12 protein-coding genes are annotated in these 15653 nt (G+C 63.4%); 6 read left to right on the top strand and 6 right to left on the bottom strand.

The features are described from left to right. Positions 1-3: 3 nt before the first annotated feature. The 3 genes from AC3IR3_RS08610 (at position 4) to AC3IR3_RS08600 (ending at position 2178) form a co-directional block, all read left to right on the top strand. The gene (locus AC3IR3_RS08610; protein ID WP_489196483.1) at positions 4-909 is read left to right on the top strand and encodes a LysR substrate-binding domain-containing protein; all 906 of its coding nucleotides are present in this window, start codon (positions 4-6) and stop codon (positions 907-909) included. A gap of 369 nt (positions 910-1278) precedes the next feature. Continuing rightward, complete coding sequence (locus AC3IR3_RS08605) at positions 1279-1452, top strand: hypothetical protein (RefSeq protein ID WP_489196482.1); 174 nt, start codon at positions 1279-1281, stop codon at positions 1450-1452. A gap of 63 nt (positions 1453-1515) precedes the next feature. Continuing rightward, positions 1516-2178 (top strand): sulfite oxidase-like oxidoreductase, encoded by a 663-nt coding sequence (locus tag AC3IR3_RS08600; protein ID WP_489196481.1) that lies wholly within the window; start codon positions 1516-1518, stop codon positions 2176-2178. A 26-nt stretch (positions 2179-2204) separates the two neighbouring features. Here AC3IR3_RS08600 and AC3IR3_RS08595 read toward each other — a convergent pair whose 3' ends face one another. From AC3IR3_RS08595 to AC3IR3_RS08575, 5 genes are all read right to left on the bottom strand, one after another. Continuing rightward, a complete protein-coding gene (locus AC3IR3_RS08595; RefSeq protein ID WP_489196480.1) occupies positions 2205-5189 on the bottom strand; it encodes a glycoside hydrolase domain-containing protein in 2985 nt (994 codons plus the stop codon). 130 nt (positions 5190-5319) lie between these two features. Then, positions 5320-8322, bottom strand: a complete 3003-nt coding sequence (locus tag AC3IR3_RS08590) for a TonB-dependent receptor (protein ID WP_489196479.1) — start codon at positions 8320-8322, stop codon at positions 5320-5322. Between the two features lie 84 nt (positions 8323-8406). Then, positions 8407-9363 carry a 1-phosphofructokinase family hexose kinase gene (locus tag AC3IR3_RS08585; RefSeq protein ID WP_489196478.1) on the bottom strand — a complete coding sequence of 319 codons (957 nt, stop codon included), beginning with the start codon at positions 9361-9363 and terminating at the stop codon, positions 8407-8409. Beyond that, positions 9360-10283: a carbohydrate kinase family protein gene (locus tag AC3IR3_RS08580; protein ID WP_489196477.1), complete on the bottom strand. Its 924-nt coding sequence runs from the start codon at positions 10281-10283 to the stop codon at positions 9360-9362. The genes AC3IR3_RS08585 and AC3IR3_RS08580 overlap by 4 nt, the downstream gene beginning before the upstream one ends. Continuing rightward, complete coding sequence (locus tag AC3IR3_RS08575; protein WP_489196476.1) at positions 10280-11461, bottom strand: SIS domain-containing protein; 1182 nt, start codon at positions 11459-11461, stop codon at positions 10280-10282. The genes AC3IR3_RS08580 and AC3IR3_RS08575 overlap by 4 nt, the downstream gene beginning before the upstream one ends. Positions 11462-11524: 63 nt before the next feature. Between AC3IR3_RS08575 and AC3IR3_RS08570 the strand changes: the two genes are divergently transcribed. The 3 genes from AC3IR3_RS08570 (at position 11525) to agaR (ending at position 14517) form a co-directional block, all read left to right on the top strand. Continuing rightward, complete coding sequence (locus AC3IR3_RS08570) at positions 11525-12442, top strand: class I fructose-bisphosphate aldolase (RefSeq protein ID WP_489196475.1); 918 nt, start codon at positions 11525-11527, stop codon at positions 12440-12442. A 96-nt stretch (positions 12443-12538) separates the two neighbouring features. Then, a complete protein-coding gene (locus tag AC3IR3_RS08565) occupies positions 12539-13720 on the top strand; it encodes an amidohydrolase family protein (RefSeq protein WP_489196474.1) in 1182 nt (393 codons plus the stop codon). Next, the gene (gene agaR / locus AC3IR3_RS08560) at positions 13717-14517 is read left to right on the top strand and encodes a transcriptional repressor AgaR (protein ID WP_489196473.1); all 801 of its coding nucleotides are present in this window, start codon (positions 13717-13719) and stop codon (positions 14515-14517) included. The genes AC3IR3_RS08565 and agaR overlap by 4 nt, the downstream gene beginning before the upstream one ends. Before the next feature lie 174 nt (positions 14518-14691). Here the strand turns inward: agaR and cysK are convergent, their stop codons facing one another. Beyond that, positions 14692-15633, bottom strand: a complete 942-nt coding sequence (cysK, locus tag AC3IR3_RS08555; RefSeq protein WP_489196472.1) for a cysteine synthase A — start codon at positions 15631-15633, stop codon at positions 14692-14694. Positions 15634-15653 lie beyond the last annotated feature (20 nt).

Raw genomic sequence — 15653 nt, 5'->3', positions numbered from 1 at the left:
TCGATGCGTGCATGGGATGGGATGGACGCCTTCGTCGAGGTCGTCAGGCTGGGGAGTTTCTCCGCCGCGGCGCGCAGCCTCGGCCTCTCCACCGCTTTTGTCAGCCGTGCGGTACGCGGGCTGGAGCAACGACTGGGAACCCAACTGCTTCATCGCACCACGCGGAAGCTGCGCCTGACCGATGCCGGCAGTCTTTATTACGAACACGCCCGCCATCTGCTGGAAGGCTTCGATACGGCCGAACAGGCCATCGTAGATTTTCAGGAAGGTTTACGCGGTAACTTGCGGATAAGTCTCGCAACCACCTATGGCGAGCGCTATGTCGCACCGCTGGTGAACGAGTTCCTGGGCCTGCACCCGCAGATCGGCGTCGACATGGATTTCTCGAATCGCAATGCCGATCTCATCGAGGAAGGCTATGACCTGGCTATCCGTACAGGGCTGCTCGCCGACTCCAATCTCATCGCGCGCCGCCTTGGCGAACGCCGCCTGTTCGTCGTCGGCTCCCCCGCCTACCTGGCCGGCATACCGGCCCCCAGCGACCCCGACGGACTGGATCGACACGCTTGCCTCCTCGGTTCCAGCGCCCACTGGATATTCGCCGAGCACGACCAGCCCATGCAGCGCCCCGTCCGCGGGCGTTACCGCGCCACATCGGGCCACGCATTGCTCGATGCCGCCGAACGCGGGCTCGGACTGGCGCAGTTGCCCGACTTCTATGTCGAGGAGCCGCTTCGCGCCGGACGACTGATTTCGGTCCTGGATGCATGGCGTTATGAACATGGAGCGGTTTGGCTTGTCTATCCCCGGAGTCGCCATCTGGCCCCCAAGGTCCGCCAGCTGGCCGACTTCCTCGTCCAGCGCCTTCAGTCTCCTCCGTGGAGGGGGCTCGACTCCGCAGCCAACTGAGGGTACTGTTCGCCGCCGTGAACGAAAGGCTAGTGGAAGGTGCCGATAGGCACCCCCAATGGGTCCGATAGACAATACCCAGTGAACCTTTTACTTACAGTCCTGTCCAAGAATTATCTGTGCCGGACCCTTGTAATTGCTCAGAGAAGACATATAAAAGCGCAAGTGGGACACGAGACCGTACGCCTGCGTAGCCAAAACTGGCAAAACGAAAGAATAACGAATCGATTGTTCACAAAATAGAACAGACTTACCGCTTGCAGGGCATATATCGGCCCGAACACGCGGCGTATCGTCCGCAACACGCCAGAGACCGGAGGCGTGCCGCAGCTTCCTCCAACCGGTCGCCCGAACAACGAGGCTCTGACCATGTCACTTCATAACGATTCCCAGCACGCCACTTCGACCTTCGAAGATTCGAATGGCTACCGTCACTTCAGCGCTGGCAGCAGCGGCGTCGACCTGTTCGAAGGCGAACTCGACGGTTACGACTGGCTGAGCGAAGTCGCCAGCCGCCTGCACGACCACCCGGCGTCGGTCTGATCCGACGCTTGCCGGCTGGGTCGTCCCGGCGCATCTTCGTGTCTTGTCTCCGAGAATGCCGCCATGTCGTCGAACGACCCGCAGGAAAGGCCGGATTCCAAGCTCACCCGCAGCAAACAGGCATGGGCACGCGAGGGTAAATTCCTCACGGGTCGCCACGCGCGACCCGATAGCGAACGCCTTCCGCCCGGACAGCATCTCGTCCAGAACTGGCCCGTGCTCGACCTGGGTGTTCAACCCGACGTTCCACTGAACGTCTGGCACCTCGAAATCGACGGCGCGGTAGAAGAGGAAGCCTGCTGGAACTGGGCTTCGTTCAGTCGCCAACCGCAAACCGATCTGACGTCGGATATCCACTGCGTCACGACCTGGTCCCGTTACGACAATCACTGGCAGGGCGTCGCCACCCGCGACTTCCTCGAGACCGTGCGGCCGCGCGACGAGGCGCGACACGTCGTGCTGCATTCCTACGATGGCTACACGACCAACATCGCCATGGAAGACTTCGCCGCCGAAGGCGCATTACTGGCGCATAGCTGGGAAGGCAAACCTCTCAGCCGCGAACACGGCGGCCCCGTGCGCCTGATCATTCCGCATCTCTATCTGTGGAAAAGCGCGAAGTGGTTGAGGCGCGTCGAATTCCGCGTGGACGACGAGCCGGGATTCTGGGAGGTGCGCGGTTACAACAACCATGCCGATCCGTGGCTGGAAGAACGTTACTCGTAACCGCGCGCGACGCTTTTCGCTTCACTTCACTTCACGACGATCAGCCAGCCCTTACCCGGCGCTATCTCGATCGCGTCGCCCGGCCGCCACTCCCTGCCCGCCTGGAACTTGTCTATCGCGGGCGCGACAAACGCTGCCTTGCTTCCATCGATACCGAGCGCTTTCCAGTCGATCGACAGATGTACCTCGACCGGTGTTTTCGCCCACGACGCGATAGCGATCATCGTCTGTCCATCGCGGACATAACTCGTCGCCAGCACATCGTCGCGACCGGTACGAACCGGCGTGTCGTGCACCCACCAGCCAATCATCTCGGCCTTCTCGATACCGAACGCATCCCAGGCTTTCCACAACGGACGCGGATCGCTGCCATCGGACCAGCCAAGCCGGTTGGTCATGCCGAACACCATGCCGCGCCATGGATTGCCGTCGTGCTGCAGCATCTCGCCCATCAGGCCATAGGGAATACCGGACAGTTCGGTCAGCCAGTAATTGGGCGATGTTCCCTCATAGTCGAATTCCTCGCCGAACCACAGGCGATCGATGTACGGGAACAGCTCCATGTAGAGCAGCGCGCTATTGATATAACCATCGCGAGGGTTGTACTGATTGGCCGAATGCAGGTCGATCAGCGCATGCGGACGGCGCGCGTCCAGCACCTTGCGCACCCGCTTCATCGTCGTGCGGTCGTAAGCGACATCGTCCAGATACAGGCCATCGATGCCGACGTTACGGGCAACCCAGTCCAGCCCTTCGATGTAGTAATTGTGCCAACGGCTCTGGCCCGCGTTGATAACCGCGGCATCGCGGATTTCCGGAACGTACCAGGCGGGAATGTAATCGCCATCCAGATGCTCTTGCAGCCACGAGGCACCGCCGCCCTTGCCTGCGCTGATCACCTCGTGCCCGAGGCTTTCGAGCATCGGCAGCTCGGGAGAACGGTTGGATAGTTCGCGCACGGTGTCGTAGATCTTCACCCGCATGTTGCGCCGATGCGCCTCGTCGACATAAGCGCGCATGGCGTCGGGCGTCAGGAAGGGGTAGTTGATCCACGGATTGATCGGCGTCGCGTGGTGGATGTTCACCACATTGGCTCCCTGCGCCTGGATATCCGCAAGCGGGCCGTATTTATGGAAGAAACGCTCCGCGAAATGAGCTGCCGGATCGATCGTCTTGAACGGCGTGACACGCATGACGATGTCGTAACGCAGCGTCTCGCCCGCCCGCATATGCCGCGGTCCGCTGAACGCGACGACGCGATACGCATCGCTATCCTGCCGCAACCGGATGCCGCCTTTCCCGCCGTTGTCCCAGGAACCCGGCATCACCAGCGGCTTCTGATGATAGAAGTTCGTATTCAGGGGGCGGCTGTAGTGTTCGTCCCGCAGATGCAGTTCGAGACCGGCGTTCACGTCGCCGATCCAGAGACCGTCCTGGTTGTGCTCGACGTTCCACTGCCAGTCGAACTGCTTCGGCACCGCGTCGCCCGTGCGGCCGAGACCCAGCATATAGCGCGCCGCATCGCGCTTGAGCGGCACCTCAAAACGGATATCGCTCAGATCGACGGCCCGTGGCGAGGTCAGGGCTATCTGGTACGAAAGCGTGCCATCCGCTTCCAGCGTCGCATCGACGGTTTGTTGCAAGTCTCCCGCCCGTCCCTCGGTATGCCATTGCAATTTACCGGGGTCACGCTGGGCGAACGCCATTCGGCCGGATGCCTTCATGTCGCGCGCACCGCCCGGACCTTCGACGATCAGCCGCATCGGTGCCGCGAGCAAGGCGCGGGACGTATCGTCCAGACGCGTCATGCGCTCGTCGAAATAACTACCGATGCGTGCCGGCATGCCGCCGGAATCCAGCTCGATGTCGCGGCCGAGAATGGAGAGTTTGTCGTTGCGTCTCGTCACCGGCTTAAGAGGACGCGTCACCGAATCGTCCTGGGCCAGTCGCGAATTCAGCCAGCGCAGACGCGTCAGATTCGCCGGCTCGTCGTCGCCATGGTCTTTCACGGGAGTACCCGTAACGGTCAACGACACCGGCACATCGTATGCGGGAAGCCCCGCGGCACTCACCGCCACAGTTCCGCGATAGACGCCTGCCGGTAGCGCGGCATCGAGATCCGCACCCATCCACAATGCCTGCACCTTGCCTGCCGGCACATCCACGCGGCTGACGAAGGGCTTGCCGGCATAGTCGGTGCCACCGTTGCTGAAGGAGGTCCACGCCGTAGCCGGAATCACGGCACCCGACGGACCGGTCAGGTCGCCGAAGCGCACTGCAACGTCCTGCAAAGGCGCATTCGCGGCCCAGACACCGAGCTGCGCGCTGACGAAACCGGCCGGTGCGCTTTCCATCGTCAACGTGCCGCCAGGCCCGCGCTCGGCCCAGCGCTGCGGGATCGCGTCGAACATGCGGATGACGTGCGACCGGTCTTCGGGAAAGACCTGCATTGCATTCGCCTGCAGACCCGCACGAAGTGTCTGCATGGCGGCCGGGTCGGCCACACGCTCCATGTCCGTATAGGCATCGAAGTCGTCGACCGCCTCATAGCCGACGACACCCGCGTCGGGAATATGCGTGCGCTTCGCCACGGCGGCCTGCCAGGCGGCGTCGACTTCGGCAGGCTTCCGGTACTTCACCGTCGGATAGTTCGATCGCCCGTCCTGATCGTACGGCTGATAGTAGACAGCGTATGTCCCGGCTTTCGCGGCGGCGAAGACCAGCGTGCCGCTTGCCTGCGTTATCTCCTGTCGCCAGACGTGCTCGACGCGTTTGCCGTCCGGGCCGACGACGATCGTCTCGACGTTCTCGGGATGGGCATCGCGGCGGCGCCACGGCAACGTGACGCGAACCGCATCGGCAGCCTTCGCGACAGAGACAAGATAACGATGATTACCGTACACCGCGGCATTCCAGCGCTGCTCCGGAGGGTTGACGTCGCTGCCGGTAGCCATGACGGAAGCAAAAGTCGCCGCCAATCCGATCGCCGCGTTTCGAAAAACTGACTGCATGTTGTTGTCCTGTCGGGGCGCCGCCGGGTGTGCGGCGCCGGTTCTACGTTGGGCATCCGGCGGGACGCCCGTATGAAAGTGTCGCGCAATCGGCGTCGATCCAGGCCGATGCGATGCGTCCGCGATTCCGTCAGCGGAAGGTATACCGAAGAATCAGCGAGGTCGTGCGCGGCGCCTGCCAGGACGGCGAGCCGTAGGCCGGATTGTGGACGGAGTCGCCCTGCGCGGTGAAAACACCTTCGTCGTAGGTTTGTTCACGGTTGACGATGCCCTGCCGGTTCGTCACGTTCTGCATCTGGACATCGACACTGAGCGCGTTCTCTTTATCGATCTGCCAGTCGTAGCCGACCGAAAGATTCAGCGCCCAGAAGAACGGCAACCGTTTCGCATGCCCCAGCGGCGATAGCTTGCTGTCGCAGAAGTGACTCGACGGACCGTACTGGTAGGCCGGATCGCTCTGATCGGGATAGGTGCCGAAGCAATTCAGCGGCGAGCCGGTATGCATGTTGAGGATACCGCCGACGCGTACGCCACCGGGGAAATAGTAGATGCCCGACGCTGTCACGGCGTTCCGGATATCGCCGGTCAAATTGCCCGTGCCGCCGACCATCAGGCCCGGATAGTCGAACAGCACCTGCTCGCCCGCCGCGCCGTTTACCCGGTGACCCAGGTCGATGTAGCCATCCGTATTGCCGTACAGATGAGCCCAGGTGTAGCTCAGATCGAGGAAGTACGGCGCATCGGGGGTGGACGCATGGGTCAGTTCCAGCGTCATGTGGTAATAACGGCGCTTCGCCGCCGGCATGCCGAATTCGCTGCCGGGAATGGTCAGCGACTCCGTGTTGCCATCGCCCCTGAAATCGCGCTTCAGCTGAACGTCGCTGCCCGGATTGAGCAGGAAACACGCATTTTTCTCGGTGTAATCCGGATAACCATGGCTGCGTGCATACGCATTGATGCTGTCCAGGTAACAGGTGTCGTCGATCGTCTTCTTCAGGTTCGTGTATCCGATCTCGGCCTGGGCGGCCCACGCGCTGCCCAGCTGCTTCTGGACGTAGACCTGGAACTCGTACTGGTAAGGAGCCGTGATGTTCGACGTACTGATCTGTTCGGGCGTGGGGGCCAGTCCGTTGAACAGATAATTCGTGTCGCCGATCTGCGTGAGTCCCGTGGGCGCCTTGGTGACCGGGTCCATCCCGGTATAGGTGTAGTACTTCGTATAACGGGTCACTGCGGTCGCGGCGCCGTTATTCACTGTCGACGGAATGGGAATCGTGTATTTGCCCGCGTTCGCGCCGACCTTCAGCGAGCTGTCGCCTTCCACGTCCCAAGCGATGCCGAGGCGCGGCGACGTCAGCGGCAACCGGAGGAAGTTATTGCCGTTGACGTCTTTGTTGATGAAGACGTCGAACCGGGCGCCGCCGTACAGGACGACGTTGTCGCTGACCTGCCAGTTGTCGTCGATATAAGCGGCTTTGTTGACCGTATAGAACGATCCGCCATTGCTGTTGTAGTACTGGGATACGTAACGCCCGTCCGCCGGAGACGGCGACCCGTTGTCCAGGATGACTCCCGGCTGATTGTAGTACGTGTAGTACCCGCCTTCCGTGGTTTCCATGCGCTGGTTGATGAAGTGCTTGTAATGCTCCGCGCCCGCCGTGATCCGGTGATCGCCAAGCTGCCAGGTAAAGTCGCCCTTGAATCCGCGGCGCCAGTACTCGAACGGCAGGAGCTGACCGGTCGCATTGCCGGCACCGATGTTGCGATTGATCTTGGTGACGGGATCCTGCTCCTGCACGTAGGGCAGGCCGCTTCCCGAACTGGACGTCGGCTGCAGCTGGCTCTGGCTGAGATAGCCGCCCATCAGGCGAAAACTGAGATCGTCGGTCAGCTGCGCGTGGTAATTGCCGATCAGGAACTGGTTCTTGGTCTGTACCGCCGCCCATCCGTAATAACTTCCACGCGATGCCGGCTCGTAATCCGAATCGAGCGTGTACTGGTTATCGAACTGGTTCGTCCAGTCGCGATAGCCGACGACGTTGACCGATTGATTGCTGGTGATGTTCCAGGTGAGATTCACCAGCGCGTTCTTGTCGCGCGTGCTGCGGTCGGTCTCGAGATTCTGTTTATAGCTCGTCGCCGTCGACGCGGGACTATTGCCCAGCATCACGAAATAAAAGACCTTGTCGCGCACTGCCGCGCCGGATGCCCACAGGTACTGATCCGTCACCTGCCCGCCGTGATGGTTGGCCCGGTTGAACTTGTAGTAGTCGCCGTCGCGGGTCAGCGAGTCGTGATCGCGCGGGTTGAGCAACCGCGACGTCGGAGGCTCGAAGTACAGCGAATAGCCCGCCTTGAAATCGTTCGTACCCTGACGCACCGTGGCGGCGGTGATGCCGCCCGTGGTGCTCGTCCAGGACGTACCGAAGTTGCCCGTGATCACCTGCGTCGAGCTGATCGCCTCCGGCGGAAGACGCGAAGCGCCCAGTCCGCTGAAATCGTAAGTCGTATCGAATTCGTTGTAGTAGTAACGATTCTCGCCGGGGCTGGCGCCACCCATCTGCACGAGATTTGTGGTCTGGTCGTCGTAGCGCACGCTGGATTTGAGCAGGGCAATACTTTCCATGCTGCGGCCGGTGGGCAGCTGGTTGACCAGCTTCATGCTGTAGTTGGTGGCCAGTTCCGGCGTGCTGACGTCGATCGGATTGACTGTCGTCGTGACCATCGAGCTTACGTTCACCGCGTCGAGCGTTCGCGCATCGGCAGCGCCGGGCGGCGCCCCGGCCGTTGTTTCCACGGCGGATACGGCGGTCAGGCTATTGGCGACGACGTTGACCGTGCGGCTGCCGACGGCCTGGCCACCGTGCACGATAGTGACTTCATACGTACCGGGATTGAGGCCGGACATTGCGTACTTGCCGTCCTTGTCCGCGACGAGATCGCGCCGGAATCCGGTACTCGCATTGCTGACCTGTACGGTCACGCCGCCGGTTTCGCGGCCATACAGGCCACCGGTGATGGACTGCGCTTGCGCACTGTTCGCCAGAGCGATGGCCAACGCCATGGCAAGAAGACATCGACGCCCGGTACTGGCGACCGGACGGTTCCAGACAGATTTACCCTCGACAGACATGCCCTGCTCCCCGTTGCTGTTTAACGCACCGTGCCGGCCTCTCCCCGGCCCGCACAGGCGTGTGGTCCCACCGCTGAGTTCCGATCAGTCCGGTGGGATGGAATGCTCCGAAGCGACGCGTTCGACCCGCACGCGCGCATGCCAGTGCGCAATGTCGTCGGCGCTGGCGTAACCCGTTTCGTCGTTCATGGCATTGGCGGCACCGCAGGCCGCGCCCAGTTGCAGGACATCGCGCAGCGCCATGCCACGCACGAGGCCGACCGCAAGACCGGCCATCAGGCAATCGCCCGAGCCGACAGCGTTGACCGCACGCCGACCCAGCGCGGCGCGCGCATGCCAGGCACCGGATGCATCGATGCCGATCACGCCCAGTTCGCCCAGCGAGACCACGGGCATCGTCACACCCGACCGCAGCAACGACGCCGCGGCGCGCACGCCATCGGCCACGGTCGACAGCGCTACGCCCGACAGGGCAGCCGCTTCATCGCGATTGGGTTTGACCAGAAATGGCCGCACGGCGACGGCATGCGCCAGCGCCTGCCCGCTCGTGTCGACAAGGCAGCGCTTACCGGCCGAGCCAATATGCAACGCGAGTTCCGCATAGGTATGCGCGTCGAAACCGCGCGGCAGGCTTCCGGACAGCACGACGGTGTCACTATCGGTCAGCGCCGTGAGAAGCGCCTGAATCAACGCGCTGCGCTGTGCTTTCGGCACCTCGTTCCCACCGTCGAGAATTTCGGTGATATGACCGTTTGCGTCGCGGATACTGAGGCACGAGCGCAGATCGCCCTCGATCTCGACCGCATGGAACAACACGCCGCGTTCGCTCATGAGACGCGTAGCTTCGTTGCGTGTAGCCGCATCGATCAGGCCGACCAGTTGCACACGCTCGCCGAGCGCGGCCACCGTCTGTGCCACATGCACGCCCTTGCCACCCAGAAAGGTTCTGACTTCGCTTGCGCGATTGACTTCGCCGACAACCAACCGATCCAGCGTGATGAGCCGGTCGATCGCGGTGTTGAAGCCAGCGACCGCGATCACGCGGCCCTGTCCAGCAGGTGCGCTACCTCGGCGACATCCGGCTGCGCCGGCGTGCCGCCGACACCACGGGTCGACAGACTTCCGCAAGCGTTGCCCCAACGCAGGCACTGCGCCGGGGGCAATCCGCGCAGGTACGCGTGCAGGAATCCCGCGACGAACGAATCGCCCGCACCGGTCGTATCGACGACCGGAACGGTATAGGCGGGCTCGGCGAGCAGACCGCCGCCAAGCCAGGTGGCGGCACCATCGGCACCGCGCTTCACGACGACCGCGGCCCGTCGTCCGGAAAGGGATGCCAGCGCACCGGATACATCGTCGCTGCCGGTAATCGCAAGCAGCTCCCGCTCGTTCGGCAGAAAGACGTCGACCGTATCGAGCAGCGCGGCGATGCCGTCATCCCAGCGCTGCTCGGGATCGAAACCGGGGTCGAGGGAAATCGTCAGACCGGCGGTTCGTGCGCGCTCGAAGAGCTCCGGGCATCCCGGGCGCAGACCGCGCTGCAGGTAGTACGACGAAACATGCAGATGGTCGGCGCCGCGCAGCAGCGCGTCGTCGATATCCCCGGCCTTCAACGACCCGATGCCGCCGACAAACGTCACCAGCGCGCGGTCGCCTCCCGTGGACAACGAAGCTGTCACGCCCGTGGCCATGCTGGCGTCGCGTCTTACCGCCGACACATCGATGCCGCGCGAGCGCATGGCATCGATACAGAAATCTCCCAGCGGATCGCCGCCCGCGACACCGGCGAAAATCACCGGGTTGCCGAGCCGTGCCAACCCCATTGCGCAGATCATCGAGGAGCTGCCCGGCGTCTGTTCGAAACCGCCGCTGAGTACTTCGTTACCCGGCGCAGGAAAAGCCGTCAGATCGCGAAACACGAAGTCGACGTTGATTTCGCCCGCGACGAGGATGCGTTTCATGGCGCGTCCTCGCCATGCATGACGAACTCGCCCACGACACGGGTGAGAACGCCCTGCGACGGCGTATCGGGAGCGAATCCCAGCGCGAGGCAGCGGAAGAAAGCGAGCAGCTGACCGACGACCACGGCGGGAAGCAGCGCCAGCGTATCGCCAACGTCGCGCAACGTCGGCAGTTCGATGGCCACATCGTCGCTGTCGCCGGCCATGGCGGGCACATCGGCACCCACCACGATGCGCGCCATGCCCAGACCTTTCGCGGCAAGCTCGGCGAGCAGATCGGTCTCGTAAGCCCGCACGACGGGATCACCGGACAGGAACGCGACAATCAGCGTATGCGCATCGACACTCGCCATCGGTCCGTGGCGCAGGCCAAGGAAGCTTTCCGCCATGGTGGTGACGCGACCGCCCGTCATCTCCAGCATCTTCAGCGCGCACTCGCGCGCCGCACCGACACCGCCGCCACTTCCGAGATACAGAACGCGACGCACATCGCCGCGGGCAAGACGGGCGATATCGTCGGCGTGTTCGCCGAAGACCGTTTCGGCAGCGCTTGCGATCGACTCGACGGCGTCCGCGCCAATCGTCGCGTCCGCAAGCAACGCCCCGGCCAGCATCAGATTGGTGAAGCTGCTGGTCATCACCAGACTGCGATCGTTGGTGCGTTCGGCCAGAACGACCGCCGCGACACGCTCGTCGTCGCGATAGCGCGTGACCAGCTGCCCCTGCGCATTGCAGGTAAGCACGACGTGCCGGACGTCGGGCCGGTGTGTCAGAAGACGACTGACCGCGCCACAGCTTTCCGGGCTGTCGCCGGAACGCGCGATGGAAACCAGGACGCCCTTATCCGCCGGCAGCACCTCGCGCCAATGGGTAAGCAAGGTGCCCGCCGGGATGGCCAGCGTCGGAACCCCCGTACTCCGCTGCAACGCCGGCGCGATCGCTTCCCCCGCGTAGACCGAGCTACCCGAGCCGGTGAGCACGATGCTGCCGGCGCCGCCTTGCAGCGCTTCGCCGAGCACGTCGCTTCCGGCAAGGGCTCTGGCGGTTTCCCGCCATGTCGAGGGCTGCTGGAGGATCTCGGCAAGAGTATGGGCGTAGCCCGCCGTCCACTGGGCTTCCAGGGGTGCGGCCGACAGCGCGTCGAGTTCCGTTTGTGCTGCATTTTGTTTGACAGGCATGCGTATTTGCTTAAATATGCTATCGAACGAAAGTATTCGAAGCTTCAAACAAGGGTATTCGAAATGAAACGAAATGCACAACCCCTGGGACACGCGCCATCCCTCCTGAGCGGTCTTTCGCTTTCCCACGGCAAGCGCACCCGCCTGCACCGGATGCTTTACCTGCACGGGCCGGCGAACGGCACGCTGTTGGTACTGCCTCTCGATCAGGGGCTGGAACACGGTCCGACGGACTTTTTCCCGAACCCGCCCGCGCTGGACCCGGACTACCAGTTCCGCCTCGCCGAGGCCGGTGGCTTCTCCGCGATCGCGCTCGGTGTCGGTCTGGCCGAGAAGTACATGGGCGAGTACTGCGGGCGCGTGCCGCTGATCCTCAAGCTCAACGGCAAGACCAATATTCCCGACGACGGCGACGCGACTTCGCCGCTGTTCGCGTCCGTCGAAGACGCCGTGCGCCTCGGGGCCGACGCTGCCGGTTACACGTTCTACGTCGGCTCGCCGCGCCAGCACGACGAACTGCGCCAGTTCGAAAAAGTGCGCCAGGACTGCGAACGCTTTGGCATGCCGCTGGTCGTGTGGTCCTACCCGCGCGGCGCGGGCATCGACGCCAAGGGCGGCAAGAACACATTGTTCGCGCAGGACTATGCCGCGCGCGTCGCACTGGAACTGGGCGCCGATCTGGTCAAACTGCACGAGCCGGACGACAGCGTCGCCGGCGTACCCGCCCCGTACCATTCGCTGAAAGAAGATGCCGCGACGCGTAGCGCACGGGTGGTTCGTTCGGCGGGTCGCACCATGGTGCTGTTCTCGGGCGGCGTAAAGGACGACGACGACGCGGCGGTGCTGCGCAAGGTCGAGTTCTATATGCAGGCTGGCGCCACCGGCGTGATGTTCGGACGAAACATGTGGCTTCGGCCGTTCGATCAGGCCGTCGCGCTCACCCGCGCGGTTCACGAGATCATGGCGCGCTATCCGCGCTGAACGCAGGGCATGCACGAGGCAGGTCGAGGTAAGCCAATGATCCATACGCGCCGGCGCGAACCGCACGCAAAGCCTCCGCGACTGCGCGGATGTCACATGGCCGGATTCTGTTGCGCGCCGCCTCCCGGCGCGCCACGCAGAAACCAGCTCAGTACCGCGCCCGATACGGAAAAAGCGTCATTGCCGCTGAGCGACTTCCGGCCGCGCAGCATGTTGCACCTGCCGGCGACACGCGTGGAACGCCCGCGCTTCCCCGTCATCGACATGCACACGCATCTGACCTGGACGCGCGACGTGCGCAACGGCGTATCGGTCGGCGAAGACATCGACGTGTTCGCCACGCCCGATGTCTTACTTCCGGTCATGGACCGCAAGGGCGTGAAAACCCTGGTCAACCTGACCGGTGGCACCGGAGCGGGACTGGAATCGGCGATAGCGCAGTTCGACCGTGCCGCGCCCGACCGCTTCCTGACATTGACTGAGCCGTCGTTCGGCCTCTTCGCCGAGCCGGACTATCCGCAGCGCCAGGCCGACGCGATCACGCACGCGCATCGTGTCGGTGCGCGTGGACTGAAACTACTGAAAACTTTAGGCCTCTATCTTCGGGAAGGCGTCGACGAAGGCGAACTGGTGACGGTGGACGACGCTCGCTTCGATCCCATGTGGGAAGCCTGCGCGGGATACGACATGCCGGTCTTCCTGCATATATCCGACCCCGAGGCGTTCTTTCTTCCCGCCGACGCGACCAACGAACGCTACGAAGAACTTGCGCAGCATCCCGACTGGTCGTTCTACGGACCGCAGTTCCCGGGCAATGCCGAACTGCTGGCGGCGCGCGATCGCATGATCGCGCGCCATCCACGCACCACCTTCGCGCTGATGCACGTGGGCAACCACGCGGAACATCTTGCCGAAGTGGCGCGCACGCTGGACCGTTTCCCCAACACCATGGTCGACATCAGTGCCCGTATCGGCGAACTCGGCCGCCAGCCCCGTGCGGCGCAGGCGTTCTTCGACCGCTACCAGGACCGGATCATGTTCGGCACGGACGCCGTGCCGGCGCCGTGGGGCAACGAGGTGCCGCAGCAGCTTTTCTGCGACGAGCTTTATGAGATCTACTATCGCTTTCTGGAAACCGACGACGAATACTTCGACTACGCGCCGGCCGACGTACCGCCGCAGGGCCGCTGGTCGATCTACGGACTGAAGCTTTCCGATACGATACTGCGCAAGATCTATCACGATAACGCCGCACGCCTGCTGGGGATCGCCACATGAATCGGACGGCCGGGATAGCCGGGCAAAAATTGCTGGTCGAGGAACGACGCCGGCTGATCGTGGATTTCGTCGAGCAGTACGGTCGCGGCACGGTGGAAGAACTCGCCAGCCGCTTCGGCATCTCCTCGGTGACCATCCGCAACGATCTCGAAGCGCTGTCGCGTACCGGCAGTCTCGTGCGCTCGCATGGCGGCGCTATTCCGGCCTCGGCGCTGTCCGTGGATATTCCGCTCAATATCAAGGAAACCCGCCACCTCGCGCAGAAGCAACGCATCGGCCAGGCGGCGGCGAAACTGATCGGCGACGGCGAGACGATCATCCTGGATTCGGGTACGACGACGGTGGAGATCGCGCGCTGCATCCGGCACATGAAATTCGAGTCGCTGACTGTCGTGACCAACGCGCTCAATATCGCCCTCGAACTGTCCGGCTTGCCGAACGTGCGCGTGATGATGCTGGGTGGCCTGTTGCGCCCGACGTCGTACTCGCTGGTCGGCCCCGACGCGGAACAGGCCTTGTCGCGACTGTCCGCCGACAAGCTATTTCTCGGCGTGGACGGCCTCGACCCGGAGGTCGGCGTCACCACGCCCGATCCGCTCGAAGCGTCCCTCAATGCTCTGATGATCCGTATTTCGCGGGTCACGATTGCCGTGCTGGACGCATCGAAGCTGGGTCAACGCAGTCTGTCGGTCATTGCGCCGCTCGCGCAGATCGACATGGTGATTACCGATAGCAGCGTCGGGGCGGATATGCGCGAGGCGTTGCAGGCGGGTGGGCCGGAGTTGGTGGTGGTCTGACGACGTCGCGAAAACCCTGCGCATCGCACTGGGCGCCTGCGCGACGGTGAAGGGCAGGAGTGACAAAGCACATCGACGCGTGGTAACCAATGCTCCCACCTTATGTCGTCGCCCCTGCGCAGACAGGAGCCCAGGGCGGCGCGCCCGACAGGACGACACCGCCCGGTCACGCTCTCACTCGATTTCGTCGGACCCCTCGTTCACCCCCTCGAACAGGAACGTCGACAGATACCGCTCCCCCGTATCGGGCAACATCGCCAGCAACACAGCCCCCTGCTCCGCCGTCTTCGCGACCTCCAGCGCCGCGGCCAGCGTCGCGCCCGCCGAAATACCCACGAAGATGCCTTCCTTCTGCGCCAGCGCACGCGCCGTATCGCGAGCTGTCACGTCGTCGACCGGAACGATCTTATCGGCGATATCGCGATTGAGCACGGCGGGAACGAAGTCTGGCGTCCAGCCCTGGATCTTGTGCGGCTGCCACTCGGCCCCCGAAAGCAACGCGGCACCGGCCGGCTCGCTGGCGATGATCTTCACCTCGGGACGGGCGACCTTCAACACCTCGCCCACACCGGTCAACGTGCCGCCCGTGCCCCAACCCGTCACGAAGTAATCGAGCCGGCGGCCGGCGAAATCGCGAAGAATTTCCGGCGCCGTCGTATTGCGGTGATAGGCGGGATTGGCCGGATTCTCGAACTGCCGCGCCAGGAACCAGCCGTGCTTTTCCGACAGCTCCAGCGCCTTTTTCACCATGCCCGAGCCACGGGCCGCCGCCGGCGTCAGCACGACCTTGCCGCCATACCCACGGATCAGCTTGCGACGTTCGATCGAGAAGGTTTCGCTCATCACCGCCACGAACGGATAGCCGCGCGCCGCGCACACGGCAGCCAGGGCCACGCCGGTATTGCCCGACGTAGCTTCGACGACGGTCTGTCCGGGTTTCAGCGTGCCGCGCTGTTCGGCATCCAGGATGATCGCCAGCGCCAGCCGGTCCTTGACCGATCCGGCCGGATTGAACGCTTCGACCTTTACATAGATATGAATGCCCTTGGGGGCCAGCCGGTGCAGGCGGACCACGGGCGTATTGCCGATGGTGTCGAGAATGCTGTCGTAGATCATGGCGGGAAACTCCGGACGGC

Source organism: Luteibacter sp. GL_149 (assembly GCF_057834065.1).
Note: the sequence above shows the minus strand (reverse complement) of the source record. Positions and strands in the feature narration are given on the sequence as shown.

Excerpts from the sequence above, each read along its gene's own strand:
- AC3IR3_RS08610 (WP_489196483.1), top strand. The coding sequence starts at position 4 with ATGCGTGCATGGGATGGGATGGACGCCTTCGTCGAGGTCGTCAGGCTG.
- AC3IR3_RS08595 (WP_489196480.1), bottom strand. The coding sequence starts at position 5,189 with ATGCAGTCAGTTTTTCGAAACGCGGCGATCGGATTGGCGGCGACTTTT.
- AC3IR3_RS08605 (WP_489196482.1), top strand. The coding sequence starts at position 1,279 with ATGTCACTTCATAACGATTCCCAGCACGCCACTTCGACCTTCGAAGAT.
- AC3IR3_RS08565 (WP_489196474.1), top strand. The coding sequence starts at position 12,539 with ATGGCCGGATTCTGTTGCGCGCCGCCTCCCGGCGCGCCACGCAGAAAC.
- AC3IR3_RS08570 (WP_489196475.1), top strand. The coding sequence starts at position 11,525 with ATGAAACGAAATGCACAACCCCTGGGACACGCGCCATCCCTCCTGAGC.
- AC3IR3_RS08575 (WP_489196476.1), bottom strand. The coding sequence starts at position 11,461 with ATGCCTGTCAAACAAAATGCAGCACAAACGGAACTCGACGCGCTGTCG.
- AC3IR3_RS08580 (WP_489196477.1), bottom strand. The coding sequence starts at position 10,283 with ATGAAACGCATCCTCGTCGCGGGCGAAATCAACGTCGACTTCGTGTTT.
- AC3IR3_RS08590 (WP_489196479.1), bottom strand. The coding sequence starts at position 8,322 with ATGTCTGTCGAGGGTAAATCTGTCTGGAACCGTCCGGTCGCCAGTACC.
- cysK (WP_489196472.1), bottom strand. The coding sequence starts at position 15,633 with ATGATCTACGACAGCATTCTCGACACCATCGGCAATACGCCCGTGGTC.
- AC3IR3_RS08600 (WP_489196481.1), top strand. The coding sequence starts at position 1,516 with ATGTCGTCGAACGACCCGCAGGAAAGGCCGGATTCCAAGCTCACCCGC.
- agaR (WP_489196473.1), top strand. The coding sequence starts at position 13,717 with ATGAATCGGACGGCCGGGATAGCCGGGCAAAAATTGCTGGTCGAGGAA.